The organism is Streptomyces filipinensis, from assembly GCF_014649495.1.
Taxonomy (GTDB): Bacteria; Actinomycetota; Actinomycetes; order Streptomycetales; family Streptomycetaceae; genus Streptomyces; species Streptomyces filipinensis.
In genome coordinates, this window is record NZ_BMTD01000009.1 from 165,470 (window position 1) to 181,244 (window position 15,775).

The 15,775-nt window shown below is 69.7% G+C and carries 17 protein-coding genes; 10 read left to right on the forward strand and 7 right to left on the reverse strand.

The genetic code is table 11. The features are described 5' to 3' along the window. Nucleotides 1-72 precede the first annotated feature (72 nt). The 3 genes from IE244_RS21255 (at nucleotide 73) to IE244_RS21265 (ending at nucleotide 3,585) form a co-directional block, all read left to right on the forward strand. Nucleotides 73-1,185 (forward strand): LacI family DNA-binding transcriptional regulator, encoded by a 1,113-nt coding sequence (locus IE244_RS21255; RefSeq protein ID WP_191875137.1) that lies wholly within the window; start codon nucleotides 73-75, stop codon nucleotides 1,183-1,185. Nucleotides 1,186-1,466: 281 nt separating this feature from the next. Beyond that, on the forward strand, nucleotides 1,467-2,546 hold the full coding sequence (locus tag IE244_RS21260; RefSeq protein WP_191875138.1) for a metallophosphoesterase: 1,080 nt from the start codon (nucleotides 1,467-1,469) through the stop codon (nucleotides 2,544-2,546). Between the two features lie 178 nt (nucleotides 2,547-2,724). Next, complete coding sequence (locus tag IE244_RS21265; RefSeq protein ID WP_191875139.1) at nucleotides 2,725-3,585, forward strand: hypothetical protein; 861 nt, start codon at nucleotides 2,725-2,727, stop codon at nucleotides 3,583-3,585. Nucleotides 3,586-3,760: 175 nt separating this feature from the next. Here the strand turns inward: IE244_RS21265 and thiC are convergent, their stop codons facing one another. Continuing rightward, nucleotides 3,761-5,545: a phosphomethylpyrimidine synthase ThiC gene (gene thiC / locus IE244_RS21270; RefSeq protein ID WP_229854256.1), complete on the reverse strand. Its 1,785-nt coding sequence runs from the start codon at nucleotides 5,543-5,545 to the stop codon at nucleotides 3,761-3,763. A gap of 241 nt (nucleotides 5,546-5,786) precedes the next feature. Here thiC and IE244_RS21275 point away from each other — a divergent pair, with 241 nt between their 5' ends. Continuing rightward, entirely contained in the window at nucleotides 5,787-7,208 is a 1,422-nt protein-coding gene (locus IE244_RS21275) for a YibE/F family protein (RefSeq protein ID WP_373305760.1), read from the forward strand. A 145-nt stretch (nucleotides 7,209-7,353) separates the two neighbouring features. On the opposite strand, the gene IE244_RS21280 is transcribed toward IE244_RS21275, so the two are convergent. The 4 genes from IE244_RS21280 to IE244_RS21295 all read right to left on the reverse strand — a co-directional run bounded on the left by IE244_RS21280 (nucleotide 7,354) and on the right by IE244_RS21295 (nucleotide 9,731). Further along, nucleotides 7,354-7,791, reverse strand: a complete 438-nt coding sequence (locus IE244_RS21280; RefSeq protein ID WP_191875140.1) for an SsgA family sporulation/cell division regulator — start codon at nucleotides 7,789-7,791, stop codon at nucleotides 7,354-7,356. Between the two features lie 99 nt (nucleotides 7,792-7,890). After that, a complete protein-coding gene (locus tag IE244_RS21285) occupies nucleotides 7,891-8,832 on the reverse strand; it encodes an IclR family transcriptional regulator (RefSeq protein WP_373305761.1) in 942 nt (313 codons plus the stop codon). A 218-nt stretch (nucleotides 8,833-9,050) separates the two neighbouring features. Beyond that, nucleotides 9,051-9,263 carry a DUF5326 family protein gene (locus tag IE244_RS21290; protein WP_031164411.1) on the reverse strand — a complete coding sequence of 71 codons (213 nt, stop codon included), beginning with the start codon at nucleotides 9,261-9,263 and terminating at the stop codon, nucleotides 9,051-9,053. 150 nt (nucleotides 9,264-9,413) lie between these two features. Then, entirely contained in the window at nucleotides 9,414-9,731 is a 318-nt protein-coding gene (locus tag IE244_RS21295; RefSeq protein ID WP_031164408.1) for a cupin domain-containing protein, read from the reverse strand. 59 nt (nucleotides 9,732-9,790) lie between these two features. On the opposite strand from IE244_RS21295, the gene IE244_RS21300 reads away from it, so the two are divergent. The 5 genes from IE244_RS21300 to IE244_RS21320 all read left to right on the forward strand — a co-directional run bounded on the left by IE244_RS21300 (nucleotide 9,791) and on the right by IE244_RS21320 (nucleotide 13,505). Then, a complete protein-coding gene (locus IE244_RS21300) occupies nucleotides 9,791-10,168 on the forward strand; it encodes a phage holin family protein (RefSeq protein ID WP_191875141.1) in 378 nt (125 codons plus the stop codon). Between the two features lie 7 nt (nucleotides 10,169-10,175). Beyond that, nucleotides 10,176-10,667 (forward strand): low molecular weight protein-tyrosine-phosphatase, encoded by a 492-nt coding sequence (locus IE244_RS21305; RefSeq protein ID WP_191875142.1) that lies wholly within the window; start codon nucleotides 10,176-10,178, stop codon nucleotides 10,665-10,667. Further along, nucleotides 10,664-11,812 (forward strand): cystathionine gamma-lyase, encoded by a 1,149-nt coding sequence (locus tag IE244_RS21310; RefSeq protein WP_191875143.1) that lies wholly within the window; start codon nucleotides 10,664-10,666, stop codon nucleotides 11,810-11,812. Before IE244_RS21305 ends, IE244_RS21310 begins: the two co-directional genes overlap by 4 nt. Nucleotides 11,813-12,028: 216 nt before the next feature. Continuing rightward, complete coding sequence (locus tag IE244_RS21315) at nucleotides 12,029-12,934, forward strand: LysR family transcriptional regulator (protein ID WP_191875144.1); 906 nt, start codon at nucleotides 12,029-12,031, stop codon at nucleotides 12,932-12,934. An 88-nt stretch (nucleotides 12,935-13,022) separates the two neighbouring features. Next, complete coding sequence (locus IE244_RS21320; protein WP_031164397.1) at nucleotides 13,023-13,505, forward strand: NUDIX domain-containing protein; 483 nt, start codon at nucleotides 13,023-13,025, stop codon at nucleotides 13,503-13,505. 29 nt (nucleotides 13,506-13,534) lie between these two features. On the opposite strand, the gene IE244_RS21325 is transcribed toward IE244_RS21320, so the two are convergent. Further along, nucleotides 13,535-14,170 carry an HAD family hydrolase gene (locus IE244_RS21325; protein ID WP_191875145.1) on the reverse strand — a complete coding sequence of 212 codons (636 nt, stop codon included), beginning with the start codon at nucleotides 14,168-14,170 and terminating at the stop codon, nucleotides 13,535-13,537. Nucleotides 14,171-14,321: 151 nt separating this feature from the next. Here IE244_RS21325 and IE244_RS21330 point away from each other — a divergent pair, with 151 nt between their 5' ends. Continuing rightward, the gene (locus IE244_RS21330; protein WP_191875146.1) at nucleotides 14,322-15,188 is read left to right on the forward strand and encodes a GNAT family N-acetyltransferase; all 867 of its coding nucleotides are present in this window, start codon (nucleotides 14,322-14,324) and stop codon (nucleotides 15,186-15,188) included. A gap of 73 nt (nucleotides 15,189-15,261) precedes the next feature. Here IE244_RS21330 and IE244_RS21335 read toward each other — a convergent pair whose 3' ends face one another. Next, nucleotides 15,262-15,681, reverse strand: a complete 420-nt coding sequence (locus IE244_RS21335; RefSeq protein ID WP_191875147.1) for a GlcG/HbpS family heme-binding protein — start codon at nucleotides 15,679-15,681, stop codon at nucleotides 15,262-15,264. Between the last annotated feature and the right edge of the window lie 94 nt (nucleotides 15,682-15,775).

Below are 15,775 nucleotides of genomic sequence, written 5' to 3' on the forward strand. Positions count from 1 at the left end.
AGAAACGTGCCTGTCAATGCGTGCATATGCGTCCGCACTACCCCACCGTATGAGCCCTACTATCGGCTCGCCATGACAGCAGCAGGGAAGCACCAGGTGAGCCGCGCGGAAACCTCACGTCGAGGCAATCGGCCGGGCCGGGCGGGCATCAGAGACGTGGCCGCCGCCGCCGGGGTCTCCATCACGACCGTCTCCGACGCCCTCAACGGCAAGGGGCGGCTCCCGGATGCCACCCGGCGCCATGTCCGCGAGGTCGCAGACCGGCTGGGGTACCGGCCCTCGGCCGCCGCCCGCACCCTCCGTACCGGCAAGTCGGGTCTGATCGGCCTGACCGTGACGACGTACGGGGATGAACCTTTCACCTTCACCGAGTTCGCCTACTTCGCCGAGATGGCCCGGGCCGCCACCTCGGCCGCGCTCGCCCGCGGTTACGCCCTCGTCATCCTGCCCGCGACCTCCCGCCACGACGTGTGGTCCAACGTCGCTCTGGACGGCACGGTCGTCATCGACCCCTCCGACCAGGATCCGGTGGTCAGCGAGCTGGTCCGGCAAGGCCTGCCCGTCGTCTCCGACGGGCGCCCGGCCGGATCGCTCCCGGTCACGGCCTGGGTGGACAACGACCACGAGGCCGCCGTCCTCGGCATCCTCGACCACCTCGCCGACGCGGGCGCCCGCCGCATCGGCCTGCTCACCGGCACGACGACGGACACGTACACCCACCTGTCGACCACCGCGTACCTGCGCTGGTGCGAGCGCGTCGGCCAGGACCCGGTGTACGAGGCCTACCCGGCCCACGACCCGTGCGCGGGTGCCGTCGCCGCCGACCGGCTGCTCGCCCGCCCCGACCGGCCCGACGCGGTCTACGGACTGTTCGACCCCAACGGCACGGACCTGCTGGCCGCCGCCCGCCGCTACGGGCTCCGCGTCCCCGACGACCTGCTCCTCGTGTGCTGCAGCGAGTCCATGGGGTACGCCGGCACCGAGCCGCCCATCACCACGCTCTCCCTGAAACCCCGCCGCATCGGCACCGCGGTGGTCCAGCTCCTCATCGACGCCATCGAGGGCGTGGACTCCGACCAGCCGGTCGAGCAGGTCATACCGACCGAGCTGATCGTGCGCACCTCCTCCCAGCGGCGCCCACCGCGCACGACGGTCAGCCCGCCGCGGTCACCGGACGGCAAATAGCCCCGGAAAGCGGGGTGCTCACCCCGCACGATCCTCAGCCGGTGGAGGGGGCAGGACGGCTCGGCGACCGGCGAGCCGCGGGTTCGGTCGGCGCGGAGTCGGCCGAACACCTGCCCAAACGGGGCGAAAGCCGCAGTGAACTGGAGTCTTGTTCCGATTCACCACCCCTGGGTCATCACACGGCGCGACGCGCATTCCTATGATGGGCCCACGACACCGTGGACCGCTGCGACCAGGCAGTCCGAAGCGGTGCAGATGCGGCGCGATGGTGGAGGGGTCTGATGACTCAGGGGGCCGGTCAGGGACCCGAAGTGGAGCGGACGGCGACGCTGCGCGACTTCCGGGTGCCTGCGTACGTCCACGAGACCGGTCCGTACGTCCGCACCGCCCATCCGGGCGACACCGTGCCCCCCGCCGACGAGGCGTACCCCGACGGCTACACGCCCACGCAGCGCGATCTTCCCGTCATCAACCGGTCGGAGACACTCCAGGTCCCCGTCGAGCCGGCACCCGCGGCCCCCGCGCCGCAGCCCGCGACCGGGCCCGGACCGCTGTTCGTCGTCGGAGACGTCCACGGGTACCTCGACGAACTGGTGACCGCCCTGCAGGAGCAGGGGCTGATCGACGCCTCAGGCCAGTGGTGCGCCGGCACCGCCCGGCTGTGGTTCCTCGGCGACTTCACCGACCGCGGTCCCGACGGCATCGGCGTCATCGACCTCGTGATGCGGCTGTCCGCCGAGGCCGCGGCGGCCGGCGGCTACTGCAAGGCCCTCATGGGCAACCACGAACTGCTGCTGCTCGGCGCCAAGCGGTTCGGCGACACGCCCGTCAACTCGGGCGCGGGCACCGCCACCTTCCAGGCGGCCTGGCTGCTCAACGGTGGTCAGAAGACCGACATGGACCGCCTCCAGGACCACCATCTGCAGTGGATGGCCCGCCTCGACGCCGTCGAGGAGGTCGACGGCTATCTGCTCGTGCACTCGGACACCACCGCCTACCTCGACTACGGCGACTCCATCGAGGCGGTCAACGACACCGTCCGCGAGACCCTCACCCGTAATGACGCGGACGAGTGCTGGGACCTGTTCCGCAAGTTCACCAAGCGCTTCTCCTTCCGCGACGAGGGCGGCGCCGACGCCGTACGCTCCCTCCTCGATACGTACGGCGGCACCCGCATCGTTCACGGCCACAGTCCGATTCCCTACCTCCTCGGCGAGGTCGGCTCCGAGGACGACGACGAGGGCACCGGGCCGGCGGTGGAGGGACCGCACGTCTACGCCGACGGGCTCGCCATCGCGATGGACGGCGGCGTGACCATGGCCGGAAAGCTACTGGTCCGGCAACTGCCCCTGACTACCTGACCCTTCCACGGGAAGGCGTGCCCCGGTGGAGTACGCACCCGAAGGGCAATTTCTGGCAACCCCCTGTCACCGTGCGCCGTCACGGCTCTACCATCGGCTTATCCGTAGCAGGCTCCCCTCCGTTTCTGCCCGACGGCTCGCCGGCGTGCGAGCCCCAAGCCCTACGGAGCATCGGGGGATGCACATGAACAGCGTTCCGCAGCACCTGCAGAGCGAGGACCGCCAGGAATTCGAGCGGCTCCTCGATGAGGCGCTGCGTTCCGCACCACACCGCCCGGAACTGGCCGCAGTCGGCCAGCGCCTCAATCCCGAACAACTGCGCACCATGGCACTCAACGCCAGTGCCCTGATCACGGCCGCCGCCACGGCCGAATACCAGCACTACGTGAAGGTCCGCCAGGAACTGCGCCACCCGGCGATGACCCCGGCGGCCACCGGGGACTCCGCTCCGCTGGACCACGGTTCGGCCACGACGGGGCTCGTCACCGCCTTCGGTGAGACCGCCGAGAGCACCGGTGCGGGTGCCGTCGCGGTCATCGCCGTACTGGCTCCCGTCCTTTCCGGAACCGCCGCGGCGATCTTCCTTCTCGTCGGCTACATCCTGAAGACGCTCAGCCCCGGGCAGGCCTTCGGCCAGACCATGCTCACCGCGGGCTGGGTGTTCGGCGCGGTGACCGCGGCCGCGATCCTCGTCGCCGCCGTCGGACTGCTCCTCACCGCCCTGCGCAACGGCAGTTCGCCACAGGCCCAGGCGCTGGACGCGGCGCACCGGGAGCTGGACAGGGCCAGAGAGGCCTGGCGGGACGCCCTGCTGGAGCGCGGCATCGTGCCGTTCCTGCGCGAGGCGCTCGCCGAGCCGGGCCCTACGGCACTGCAGCGCACGACGCCGCCCGCCCCGAGCGGCCGTATGCCCCGCCTGGGGTACGACCGCCCCGGCTTCAGCAGCCCCGACGACGGCACCGAGTCCGGCCGCCCGAGCTTCAGCAGCCCGGACTACACGAGCCCGGACTTCGGCGGCCCCGAGCACCAGCCCGACTGACCCCCACCCGCACCCGAAGAACCCGGCTCGCGCCCCCGGACCACAGGGGCCGACCGGGCGGACCGAGCGGCCAACCGGCGTGGCGTCACCACCCCGGTCAGCCGCGTCCCCGGCGTCTGCCGACCGCACCGGCCGCCCCCGGGGGCATACCGGCGCGGCGAGTCACGCTCTCGTCTCAGTCGGCGATCGGCAGGTACACCCGGTTGCCGCTGGCCGCGAACTCCTTCGACTTCTGGGCCATGCCCTCCTCGACCTCGGCCCGACTGCCGCCGTGTTCCCGGCGGATGTCCTGCGAGATCTTCATGCTGCAGAACTTCGGCCCGCACATGGAGCAGAAGTGGGCCGTCTTGGCGGGCTCGGCCGGCAGGGTCTCGTCGTGGAACTCCCGTGCCGTGTCCGGATCCAGCGCGAGGTTGAACTGGTCCTCCCACCGGAACTCGAAGCGGGCGTCGGACAACGCGTCGTCCCACTCCTGGGCGCCCGGGTGCCCCTTGGCGAGATCGGCCGCGTGCGCGGCGATCTTGTAGGTGATGACGCCGGTCTTCACATCGTCCCGGTTGGGCAGGCCGAGGTGCTCCTTGGGCGTGACGTAGCAGAGCATCGCCGTGCCCCACCAGGCGATCATCGCGGCACCGATGCCGGAGGTGATGTGGTCGTACGCCGGCGCGATGTCCGTGGTCAGCGGGCCGAGCGTATAGAACGGGGCTTCCTCACAGATCTCCTGCTGAAGGTCGATGTTCTCCTTGATCTTGTGCATCGGGACATGTCCCGGGCCCTCGATCATGGTCTGAACATGGAAACGCTTGGCGATCTGGTTGAGTTCCCCAAGAGTTCGCAATTCCGCGAACTGTGCCTCGTCGTTGGCGTCCGCGATCGAACCCGGCCTGAGACCGTCGCCCAGCGAGTACGTGACGTCGTAGGCGGCGAGGATCTCGCACAGTTCCTCGAAGTTCTCGTACAGGAACGACTCCTTGTGGTGCGCCAGGCACCACGCCGCCATGATCGAGCCGCCGCGCGAGACGATTCCGGTCTTGCGGTTGGCGGTGAGCGGGACGTACGGCAGCCGCACGCCCGCGTGGACGGTCATGTAGTCCACGCCCTGCTCGGCCTGCTCGATGACGGTGTCCTTGTAGATCTCCCAGGTCAGTTCCTCGGCCTTGCCGTCGACCTTCTCCAGGGCCTGGTAGAGCGGCACGGTACCGATGGGCACGGGGGAGTTGCGCAGCACCCACTCGCGCGTCGTGTGGATGTTGCGGCCCGTGGAGAGGTCCATGACCGTGTCGGCGCCCCAGCGGGTCGCCCAGGTCATCTTCTCCACCTCCTCCTCGATGGAGGAGGTCACCGCGGAGTTGCCGATGTTGGCGTTGACCTTCACCAGGAAGCGCTTGCCGATGATCATCGGCTCGATCTCCGGGTGGTTGACGTTGGCCGGCAGCACCGCCCGGCCCGCCGCGATCTCCTCACGGACCACTTCAGGGGAAACGTTCTCCCGGACGGCCACGTACTCCATCTCGGGCGTGATCTCACCGCGGCGCGCGTAGGCGAGCTGCGTCACCGGCTGCCCGTCCCGTCCGCGGCGTGGCTGACGCGGGCGGCCGGGGAAGACCGCATCCAGGTTGCGCAGCCCGCCGCGCGGCGAGGTGTGCTTGATCCCGTCGTCCTCGGGACGGACGGGACGGCCCGCGTACTCCTCGGTGTCACCGCGAGCGATGATCCAGTTCTCCCGCAACGGCGGCAGGCCCCTGCGGACATCGGTATCGACGAGTGGATCGGTGTACGGGCCCGACGTGTCGTACAGCGTGACCGACTGCCCGTTGGTGAGGTGCACCTGGCGGACCGGCACGCGCAGGTCGGGGCGCGAACCCTCGACGTACGCCTTGTGCCAGCCGATGGACTTCCCGGCCTCCGGGGACGTGTCGTCCTGAACGGAGGCAGGCGTGCGTGCGTCCTTGTTGGTCATGAGACCTACTCCCTACGCCGGCATTACCCGGTAACAGGTTCGGCGGTCGACGCAGCGGTTTCCGTCTGCCGACATTTCCCGAGGAACATCGCCTGTTCCACGTGAAACATCGCCTGTACGGAGATCAGCGCCCTCTCAGCCCGGTGCTCCGAGCTCCCGCGTGTGCAAAGGTGCCTCCACGCTAGCGTCATATGTGGCGCGGTGAACAGTGGGCCCCCACCGTTCTTGCGATGATCCGGCGGTGACCAAGATGGAGCAGTACCCGTATCAGCCCCGCGAGCCTCGCCATCGAGAGGACTCCGGCCAGGGCCCCGAGCGGGCATCCGGCGCGGACGACGGCCATGACCACGGCCGCGGTCACCGTCACGCGCACGGTCATAGCCACAGCCACGGTCCCGCTGCTCCCGTCTCCCGGCACCTGCGCAAGGTCATCGCCGCGATCCTGGTTCCGTTCACCGCGGCGGTCGTCGTGGGCCTGCTGGTGCTCTGGCCCGGAGGAGCCCCGCCCCACAAGCGCACCGGCGTCGGCTTCGACCGGGAGACTCAACAGGCCACGGTCAGCAGGGTCGTCGAGGTGAGCTGCACGTCGGTGAACGCCTCCGGTGGCTCATCGGCCGGCAACGCCTCCACCGCCGAGGGCACGTCGACGCAGCAGGGGGCGAAGGGAACCTGCAAGAAGGCGACCGTGCGGGTCGACACCGGCAAGGACACGGGCCGCACCTTCACCGAGATCGTGCAGCCGGACCAGACGCGGCAGCTGCACCAGGGCGAGAAGGTCGTGGTCGCCTACGAGCCCTCGGCGCCCAAGGACCTGCAGTACTCGGTCGCCGACGTGAACCGGCAGTTTCCCATGGCGCTGCTCGCGGGGATCTTCGCGCTCGCCGTGGTGGTGGTCGGCAGGCTGCGCGGTGTCATGGCGCTCGTCGCACTGGCCGTGAGCTTCCTGGTGCTGACCCTGTTCATCCTGCCCGCGATCCTCCAGGGTTCGAACCCACTGCTCGTGGCAGTGGTCGGATCGAGCGCCATCATGCTGATCGCCCTGTACATGTGCCACGGCCTGTCGGCGCGGACGTCCGTGGCGGTGCTCGGCACGCTGATCTCCCTGTCGCTGATCGGTGCGCTCGGCTCCCTCTTCATCGGCTGGGCCGCCCTGACCGGCAACACGGACGACAACACCGGCCTGATCCACGGCCTGTATCCGTCGATCGACATGAGCGGTCTGCTGCTGGCCGGTGTCATCATCGGCTCGCTCGGTGTCCTCGACGATGTGACCGTGACGCAGACGTCGGCCGTCTGGGAGCTGCACGAGGCCAATCCGTCGATGGGCTGGCGCGGGCTGTACCGGGCCGGGATCCGCATCGGCCGCGACCACATCGCCTCCGTGGTCAACACCCTCGTCCTCGCCTATGCCGGTGCCGCACTGCCGTTGCTGCTGCTGTTCTCCATCGCGCAGAGCAGTGTCGGGACCGTGGCCAACAGCGAGTTGGTGGCCGAGGAGATCGTGCGCACGCTGGTGGGCTCGATCGGCCTCGTCGCCTCGGTACCGGTCACCACCGCGCTCGCCGCCCTGGTGGTCTCGGCCGACCGCACCGGCCCGGCCGTCCCGGCAGGGACACAGCCCGTCCCGGCGCGCGGCGGCCGAGGCCGGCGCCGGAAGCGGTGAGCCCGGCCGGAGCGGGCACCGTGAACGGCGAACCGGCCGGACTTCGCCTCAGGCCATGGACCGCCCCCCAACGCAGAAGCGTTCCTGCATGAGTTCACGCGGTCGAGCGGCACGGTGGAGCGCTCGGCGCCCCGTGCCGTAACGCTCAGCCCGCGCTCTGCTCCTCGGCCAGGATGCGGTCCAGGGCCTCGTCCAGATGGGCGTCGAACTCGGCCAGGGCACCCTCCTGCCCCAGGGGCACGAGCTTGTCCGTACGGTCCAGGAAGGCCACGAGCGGAGGCGCGGAGGAGCGGAACAGCGCCTGGTCACATCCGACCTGAAGCCGGATCAGCACCTCGCCCAGCACCTCCGCGTTGATGGGGGCGATATGCACATCGCCCTCCCCGCACGGCCGGCCCACGCCATCGATCAGCAGTTCGCGTCCGAACGCCCATGTCACCGGAGCATCACCGGGCAGATGAAAGGTGAGCCGCACGGCATAGGGATCGCAGGTCTCGTAGCGCAACTCCACCGGGATGCGGAAGGAGAGTTCCTCCGACACGAGAAAGCTCATCATGACCTCTGCCTGTACGGACTCGCGCATCGCCTATCCCGTCATATGACATCGACTGGCCGGGTTTGATCCCTGTAACCGTGGTCAAATCTTGCTGAACGTACACGAGAGATCACAAGGAGTAAGTTTTCAGATACTGATAGAGAGGGTGAGTGTCCCCAGGTGCCGCCCGATCTCCGCCTGCAGCTGACGGGCCGCGGGCAACAGCCGGTCGGCCTGGTCGACCGGCAGCGACATCGCCATCGTGGCCACGGTCGTGCCGACCGTGATCGGGACCGCCGCGCAGACTGTCCCGAGCGCGTACTCCTGACGCTCCACCACCGGCTCCATGCGCGGCATGCGCGCCAGCCGCCGCAACAGGGCATCGTTGTCACGCACGGTGTACGGCGTGAGGGACTGCACGGGATAGCGGGCGAGATGGTCGCGGCGGGCGTCCTCGTCCAGCTGGGAGAGCAGACACTGCCCGATGGCGTGCGCATGGCCGGTCTCGCGGAAGTCCGCCCACTCCTCGACCGCCGGCGCCCCGGGCGAGTCGGAGACGCACATGACGTCGATCTCGCCGTCCCGGTACATCGCGTAGTACACCGGCACACCGATGGAATCGCGCCAGTGCGCGAGCGTGTCGGCCACCGCGCTGCGACGTTTCTGCTGCGCTCCGCTGCTGCCCAGCCGCTCCGCCGCCTCCCCGAGGAAGAACAGCCCCTTCTCACGGCGCAGATAGCCCTCGTGCACCAGGGTGCGCAGCAGGTGGTACGTCGTCGGGAGGGCGAGGCCGGTCTCGCGGGCGAGTTGTTTGGCGGGGGCGCCGTAGGCGTGTGTGGCGACGGACTCCAGCAGGCGCATGGCGCGCTGGACGGAGCCGATGAGCGTCGCGGCGGCCGGTGGGCCGGAGGCGTCGGCGCAGCGGGGCGGGCCGGAGGCATCGGGGCGATGCGGCGGGCCCGGGGCGTCGGCAGGGTGCGGTTGTTCGGGGACCACGACGGCCGGCGGCCGCTGGGCGGGGGGTACACAGCTGTGCGGTGGGGTGGGGGGTGCGTGCGGTTCTGCCGGTGCGGTGTCAACCGTGGCCAAGGGGTCACTCCCGGAGCGCGAGGCGCAGCCCGTGCGGAGGTGGAGCACGGAGGGGATCTGCGCCGCCCGCGGGGCACGTCCCCGCGGGAGTTCCGGACTTTAACCGTCCGCCACCGCGGACAGACGGTCTCCCGGGCAAACTTCCCTCCCCCGAGGGAAACCGGTGAGCGCCTTGCCGGGAACCGGTGATCCCGTGCGGACACCAGTTCCCGCGTGCGTCACCAGTCGCTGCGGGACGAGGAGCTCGACATGAACTTGCGCACGATGTAGATGAGTCCGCCGACCAGGGCCACGAAGACCAGGGCCTTGAACAGCAGGCCGATCACGAACCCGACCACGGTCGCTATCAGACCGCCGAACACGACCAGGGCGATGATCGGCACCGCGACCCACTTCACCCACCACGGCAGTCCCGCGAAGATCTCTCGCATCGCCCTCGTCCTTTGCATCTCGTACGTCTGTGGTCTCGGTACAGCGTTGTTGTCCTGCACTCGATGCTAGGGCCGGCAAGGGGTCGCGCGGGGGCGTGGCGTCCCTTGTCCTCCCCTGACCTGTCCCCTAGGGAACCCCGAGGTCCGGGCTCACGCCTCGGGCGGAGAGAAGACGACGAGAACCCTCAGGTCCTCGCTGATGTGGTGGAACTTGTGGGCGACCCCGGCCGGCACGTACACCACGCTGCCGCGCGCGACCTCGGTCGTCTCCAGCCCGACCGTGATCGACGCCCGGCCGCTCACGACGAAGTACACCTCGTCCTGGCTGTGCGGCTTCTGCGGGTCGTGCTCGCCCGCGTTGAGGGCGTACAGGCCGACGGACATGTTCCGCTCCCGCAGGAACTGAAGGTAGGCCCCCTCGTTGGCGGCGCGCTCCGCCTCCAGTTCGTCCAGCCGGAATGCCTTCATCGCCGCTGTCGCCCTCGCCTCACTGCTCGGATCCGATCTGGTCTGCCACGATCAGACACATGAAGAATTTCGTAGTCAAGACAATCGCGAACGCGGGCGCCCTCGCCGTCGCCGTGTGGCTGCTGGACAAGATCACTCTCACCGGTCACAGCACGGCGGCGAAGGCCGGCACGCTGATCGTCGTCGCACTGATCTTCGGCCTGGTGAACTGGCTGGTCAAGCCGGTCGTGAAGGTGCTCACCTTCCCGTTGTTCATCCTGACCCTGGGCCTGATCACCCTGGTGGTCAACGCGTTGATGCTGCTGTTGACCTCCTGGGTGTGCGGCAAGCTCGACCTGAGCTTCCACGTGGAAGGCTTCTGGACGGCCGTGCTCGGCGGCCTGATCATCTCGGTCGTCTCCTGGGCCCTGCACGTGATCCTCCCCGACGAGGACTGAGCGAGCCGTGACCTACCGCGTCTGCTTCGTGTGCACCGGCAACATCTGCCGCTCCCCGATGGCCGCGTCCGTCTTCCGCGCGCGTGTGGCGGAGTCGGGCCTCGAGGACCGGGTGGAGGTCGACAGCGCCGGCACCGGCGGCTGGCACGAGGGCGAACCGGCCGACCCGCGGACCGTCTCGGTCCTGGAGGAGCACGGCTACGACAGCGCCCACACAGCCCGCCAGTTCCAGCCGTCCTGGTTCTCCCGCCTCGATCTCGTGATCGCCCTCGACGCCGGTCATCTCAAGGCCCTGCGCCGGCTCGCGCCGACCGAGGAGGACGCGCGCAAGGTCCGCCTTCTGCGCTCGTACGACGCCGCCGCGGGGGACGATCTCGACGTGCCGGATCCGTACTACGGACACCGGGACGGCTTCGAGGAGTGTCTTGAGATGGTGGAGACGGCGAGTGCCGGTCTGCTCGCCGCCGTACACGAGCAGCTGGAAGGACGGGCCGCATGAGCGACACCACCGAGGACCAGGGGCGCGCCGGCGACGGCACGCGCGCGGTGCGCGCCGGCCTGCCCGAGCCGGTCAAGCACGAGCCGACCCTGCCCGGACCGGTGTTCGCCGCACACTTCCACCTGCCCGGCGAGGTGACGGGCCCCTACGCCTACGGCCGTGACGACAACCCGACCTGGACGCTGCTGGAGCGAGCCGTCGGCGAGCTGGAGGCACCCGGGCGGGACGACGTGGAGACGCTGGTCTTCGCCTCCGGCATGGCCGCGATCTCCTCCGTGCTGTTCTCCCAGCTGCGCGCCGGCGACGCGGTCGTGCTGCCCTCCGACGGCTACCAGGTGCTGCCGTTGGTCCGTGCCCAGCTGGAGGCGTACGGCATCGAGGTGCGCACCGCCCCCACCGGCGGCGACGCCCAGCTGGAGGTCCTCGACGGAGCCCGGCTGCTGTGGATCGAGTCCCCGTCGAACCCGGGTCTCGACGTGTGCGACATCCGGCGGCTGGTGGAGGCGGCCCACGCGCAGGGCACCCTGGTGGCCGTCGACAACACCCTCGCCACCCCCCTCGGGCAGCGCCCGCTGGAGCTGGGCGCCGACTTCTCCGTGGCCAGCGGCACCAAGCAGCTCACCGGCCATGGCGACGTGCTGCTGGGCTACGTCGCCGGCCGCGACGCCGAGGCGATGGCCGCCGTACGGCGCTGGCGCAAGATCGTCGGGGCGATCTCCGGCCCCATGGAGGCCTGGCTCGCGCACCGGTCCATCGCCACGCTCCAGCTGCGCGTCGACCGGCAGAACGCCACCGCCCGCGCGGTCGCCGAGGCCCTCAGACAGCGGCCCGAGGTGGCGGACCTGCGCTATCCCGGACTGCCGGACGACCCCTCCCACAAGATCGCCTCGCAGCAGATGCGCCGCTACGGCTGCGTGGTCTCCTTCACCCTGCCCACGCGCGCGCGTGCCGAGCGGTTCCTGGAGGCCCTGCGCCTGGTGGAGGACGCGACGAGCTTCGGCGGCGTGCGCTCCACAGCCGAGCGCCGCCGCCGCTGGGGCGGGGACGCGGTCCCGGAGGGCTTCATCCGCATGTCCGTGGGCGCCGAGGACCCCGAGGACCTGATCGCCGACGTGTTGCGCGCCCTGGACGAGTCCGCTGAGTGAGCCCGCCCCGTCCGGCCCCTGATGTCGCTGGGCGGTCCGAGCCTCCCCCCTCGTGGCTCGGACCGCCATCGGTTCTGCGCGCGAAGAACCGCGCGAACAAGGCTAGTTGACTCTGTGTCAGTGTCCAATCACGCTAGCGACAGAGACCTATCGACTTATTTATAGTTGGGACCTGCCTGGGGGCCGGAGGAGGGCAGGGATAGGGGAGGGCACACCATGGACCTGGCCTTGCTGCGCACCTTCGTCACCGTGCACCGGGCCGGTTCCTTCACCCGCGCCGCCGCTCTGCTCGGCCTCTCCCAGCCCGCAGTCACTTCACAGATCCGCACGCTCGAACGACAGCTCGGCAGGCCTCTCTTCCTCCGCCAGGCGCGCGGGGTGACCCCGACGACCATCGGCGACGAACTCGCGCACAAGGCCGCTCCCCATCTCGATGCCCTGGTGGAGATAGCCGAGAGAGGCCTGGACGACGAGTCCTCGCTCAGAACCCTGCACCTCGCCGGCCCTCCCGAGTTCACCGCCGAACGCGCCCTGCCGGCCCTGACGGAGCTGACCGGCGAGGACGGCCAGGGATTCGCACTCCGCGCCTCCTTCGGCACGGCGGAGGAGACGCTGGAGGGACTGGCCTCCGGTCACCATGATCTCGCCATCAGCACGGCACGACCCCGTGGTGCTCTGCTCACCGCGACTCCGCTCTGCGACGAGGAACACGTGCTGGTCGCCGCTCCCCGCTGGGTCGAGCGGATCGATACGGAAGCGCTGCGCCTGAAGGGGGCGCCCGCGCTGGAGAACCTGCCCGTCGTCGAGATCCACGAGTCGCTGCCGTTCGTCTCGCGCTACTGGGCCTCCGTCTTCGACTCCCGCCCCGCCGCCTCGGGCGCGGTCATCGTCCCGGACCTCCGGGCCGTGCTCGCCTGTGCGGTCGCTGGTGCCGGACTCGCCGTGCTGCCCCGCTATCTGTGCGGTTCGGCCCTCAACGACGGAACGATCGCCGCCCTGCACGACCCGGTGGTGCCGCCGCTGCGCACCTACTTCCTGGTGGTGCGGACCGGAACCCTCGCCATGCCCCACGTGGCGCGGGCACACGAGTGGCTTCTGCGGGCGGCTACGGCCTGGTGTTGAGTCCCTCCGACCCCGCGTCCACGCAAAGCGGTCGTACGGTGACGCTTTGCGATGTTTCACGTGGAACCAGCCGGGCCACATTTCTCCCATGACCGTCCGACCCGTGGTCAAGCGCACCGCCCGTGCTGTCCTGCTGGACGGTGACGACCTGATCTTGATCAAGCGCACCAAGCCCGGTGTCGATCCCTACTGGGTTACTCCCGGGGGCGGGGTCGAGCCCGGAGATCCGACCGTCGTGGACGCCCTGCACCGGGAAGTGTCCGAGGAACTAGGCGCCAAGATCACCGATGTGGTTCCGTGCTTCGTGGACACCGTGGAACACATCGGCGAGGACGGCGGCGCGACCGGCGTAAAGGTGCAGCACTTCTTCGTCTGCCGACTGGAGTCCATGGACCCGGCGCTGCGGCACGGGCCCGAAGTGGAGGAACCAGCCGGCGAGTACGAGATCGTCCGCATCCCCTTCACCCGGGTCGGCATCGCCTCCGTCCACCTGGTCCCGCTGTCGCTACGCCACTATCTGGACGGCAACATCGAGGGCGTACGCGCCATGCACGCTCCCGACCTCGGTTGAGGCTCTCAGGCCGCCTCTGAAGAGGCCCGTCACCCGGCAGGCAGGGCGACCAGTTCATAGGCGTCCCACAGATCCCGGCCCGCATAGGAGTGCGTCGCGAGCCCGGTCAGGTGGGCGTCCGCATTGACCGCCACGGAAACCGGTACGGCCGCGAACAGATCCTTGTCGGACAACGAGTCGCCGTACGCCACGCAGTCCGCCCGTGCGACTCCGAACTCCACGCAGAGCCGGTCCGCGATGGTCACCTTGGCCGCAGCGCTGAGTACTCCGGACGGATCGACGGGTTCGGTGAACGGCACGGCCGGGAAACGAGATCCATGCGCCGCATGGGCACCCCAGTCGAGAAGGCGTTCCACGAAGAAGGACGGTGAGAGTGACACCACCGCGCAGTATTCGCCCGCCTTTCCGATCTCCGCCCAGACCTCGCGGATGCGGGCCAGCCAAGGAGCCGCGTCGAATGCGGCGCTGACATGCGCCTCGGTCAGATCGGCCCACAGGTCGTACACCTGTGCCGCGTACTCCGGCGGACCGATCCGTCCCTCCGCGATCGCCCGATCCAGTGCCACGGTCTCCGCTTCCAGCCCCAACTGACGGGAAATCTCCACCGGCGCCGTGCTTCCGTGCAGCAACGTGCCGTCAAGATCGAAGAGATGAAGTCTCGCCATGGCCTGGAGGCTAACCGGCCGCCCGGTGTTTCACGTGAAACACGTCCTGCTGTCCACCGTCTGCGCATATGGCCACGGCATGGCCAAAAGCACGTGTGTCTCCGCCGAAACGGGTGGACGCCGAGGGTACCGGTCGGACAGCCTGACCTGCGTGTCGACTCCTTCCCTCGCCGCTCTGCCCATCCGTCGTCTGACGCATCGCGATCTCACCGCCTGCGCCGACTTGTCCGAAGACCGGGGGTGGCCACGCGAGGAACACAAGTGGGGGTTCCTCCTCGCGGCCGGAAAGGGTTACGGCATCGACGACCCCCAGGGTGGTCTCGTCGCCGCGTGTGTCACCACGGAGTACGGCCCATGGGGGAACCCGGATCTCGGCGCCATCGGCATGGTCCTGGTGGCTGAACGCCATGCCCGTCAGGGCGTCGGACGCCGCTTGATGCGCCATGTCGTGTCGATCATGGGGACTACCCCGCTCACCCTGCACGCCACACCCAACGGCCGTCCCCTGTATGAGGAACTTGGCTTCAAGGTGACGGGCCGGGCGGAGATGCTGAGGGGCCGTTTCACCCCCGGCGGGTCGGAAACCGGCGTGCTCACCCGCGCGGCCACCGCCGAGGACCTCCCCGCCATCCTGCGACTCGACGAAGAGGTGTTCGGCGCCGACCGCACTCCCCTGATCACCCGGCTTCCCGCCTTCGCCGACCAGCTGCGGGTAGCCGAGGAGAGCGGCCGGATCATCGGCTACACGGCCGCGTGGCCCAACATGGACACCCATGTCGTCGGTCCCCTCGTGGCCCGGGACACGGCGACCGCCCAGGCCCTCATCACCTCGCTGGCCGCCCACACCGACCGTCCGCTGCGCACCGACATCGATGTACGTCATGAGGAGCTGCTGGCCTGGGCGAAGGCGCGGGGGCTCGCTTCCGTGGCCTTCAACGCGGTCATGACGTACGGCATCACGGACCTACCGGGGGACTGGACCCGACGGTTCGCTCCCCTGACCGTGGCCGCCGGCTGAGCCGTCCCACGACGAACGCCGGCCCCTCCGCGTCGTGCGGCGGGGGCGGCGTCGTCCGTCCGGGGTGGCGTGCTCAGGCGAGCGCCCGCACAGCCGCCGTGGCGAAGGCGTGATCCTGCTCCGGCGCACCGCCGCCGACACCGATCGCGCCGATCAGCTGGCCGTCCCGATGGACGGGCACGCCGCCCGCGATGAACAGCAGGGGCCGGTCGAGGGCCGTGGGCAGCGTGTGGAACGGGCCGCCGGGCTGAACGGCGTCGACCAGGTCGGCGGTCGGGGCGTTGAGCTGGAGCGCGGTGTAGGCCTTGCGGCTGCTGGTCTCACCGGAGATCAGCACGGCCCGGTCGTCGCGACGGAAGGCGAGCAGATGGCCGCCGGCGTCCAGGACGGTGACGCTGACGGTGACTCCGGCCTCCTCAGCCGCGTGGCGTGCCGTGGCGACGAGCAGTTCGGCCTCCTCGATGGACAGGGGGGCGACGGCAATGGTGCTCATGAGGTCTCTCCTCGGGTGTTGCTGAGATGGAGTGCTTGCCGCACCCGGGAACGCCCCGGGTACGGAGGTCTGTGCGCCAGGGGTCGATGAGGCG

What these genes read in the sequence shown, in the direction of transcription:
- IE244_RS21260 (WP_191875138.1), top strand. Translation starts at nt 1,467, where the DNA reads ATGACTCAGGGGGCCGGTCAGGGACCCGAAGTGGAGCGGACGGCGACG.
- IE244_RS21265 (WP_191875139.1), top strand. Translation starts at nt 2,725, where the DNA reads ATGCACATGAACAGCGTTCCGCAGCACCTGCAGAGCGAGGACCGCCAG.
- IE244_RS21320 (WP_031164397.1), top strand. Translation starts at nt 13,023, where the DNA reads ATGACCGTCCGACCCGTGGTCAAGCGCACCGCCCGTGCTGTCCTGCTG.
- IE244_RS21325 (WP_191875145.1), bottom strand. Translation starts at nt 14,170, where the DNA reads ATGGCGAGACTTCATCTCTTCGATCTTGACGGCACGTTGCTGCACGGA.
- IE244_RS21280 (WP_191875140.1), bottom strand. Translation starts at nt 7,791, where the DNA reads ATGCGCGAGTCCGTACAGGCAGAGGTCATGATGAGCTTTCTCGTGTCG.
- IE244_RS21315 (WP_191875144.1), top strand. Translation starts at nt 12,029, where the DNA reads ATGGACCTGGCCTTGCTGCGCACCTTCGTCACCGTGCACCGGGCCGGT.
- thiC (WP_229854256.1), bottom strand. Translation starts at nt 5,545, where the DNA reads ATGACCAACAAGGACGCACGCACGCCTGCCTCCGTTCAGGACGACACG.
- IE244_RS21295 (WP_031164408.1), bottom strand. Translation starts at nt 9,731, where the DNA reads ATGAAGGCATTCCGGCTGGACGAACTGGAGGCGGAGCGCGCCGCCAAC.
- IE244_RS21255 (WP_191875137.1), top strand. Translation starts at nt 73, where the DNA reads ATGACAGCAGCAGGGAAGCACCAGGTGAGCCGCGCGGAAACCTCACGT.
- IE244_RS21290 (WP_031164411.1), bottom strand. Translation starts at nt 9,263, where the DNA reads ATGCGAGAGATCTTCGCGGGACTGCCGTGGTGGGTGAAGTGGGTCGCG.
- IE244_RS21335 (WP_191875147.1), bottom strand. Translation starts at nt 15,681, where the DNA reads ATGAGCACCATTGCCGTCGCCCCCCTGTCCATCGAGGAGGCCGAACTG.
- IE244_RS21310 (WP_191875143.1), top strand. Translation starts at nt 10,664, where the DNA reads ATGAGCGACACCACCGAGGACCAGGGGCGCGCCGGCGACGGCACGCGC.
- IE244_RS21300 (WP_191875141.1), top strand. Translation starts at nt 9,791, where the DNA reads ATGAAGAATTTCGTAGTCAAGACAATCGCGAACGCGGGCGCCCTCGCC.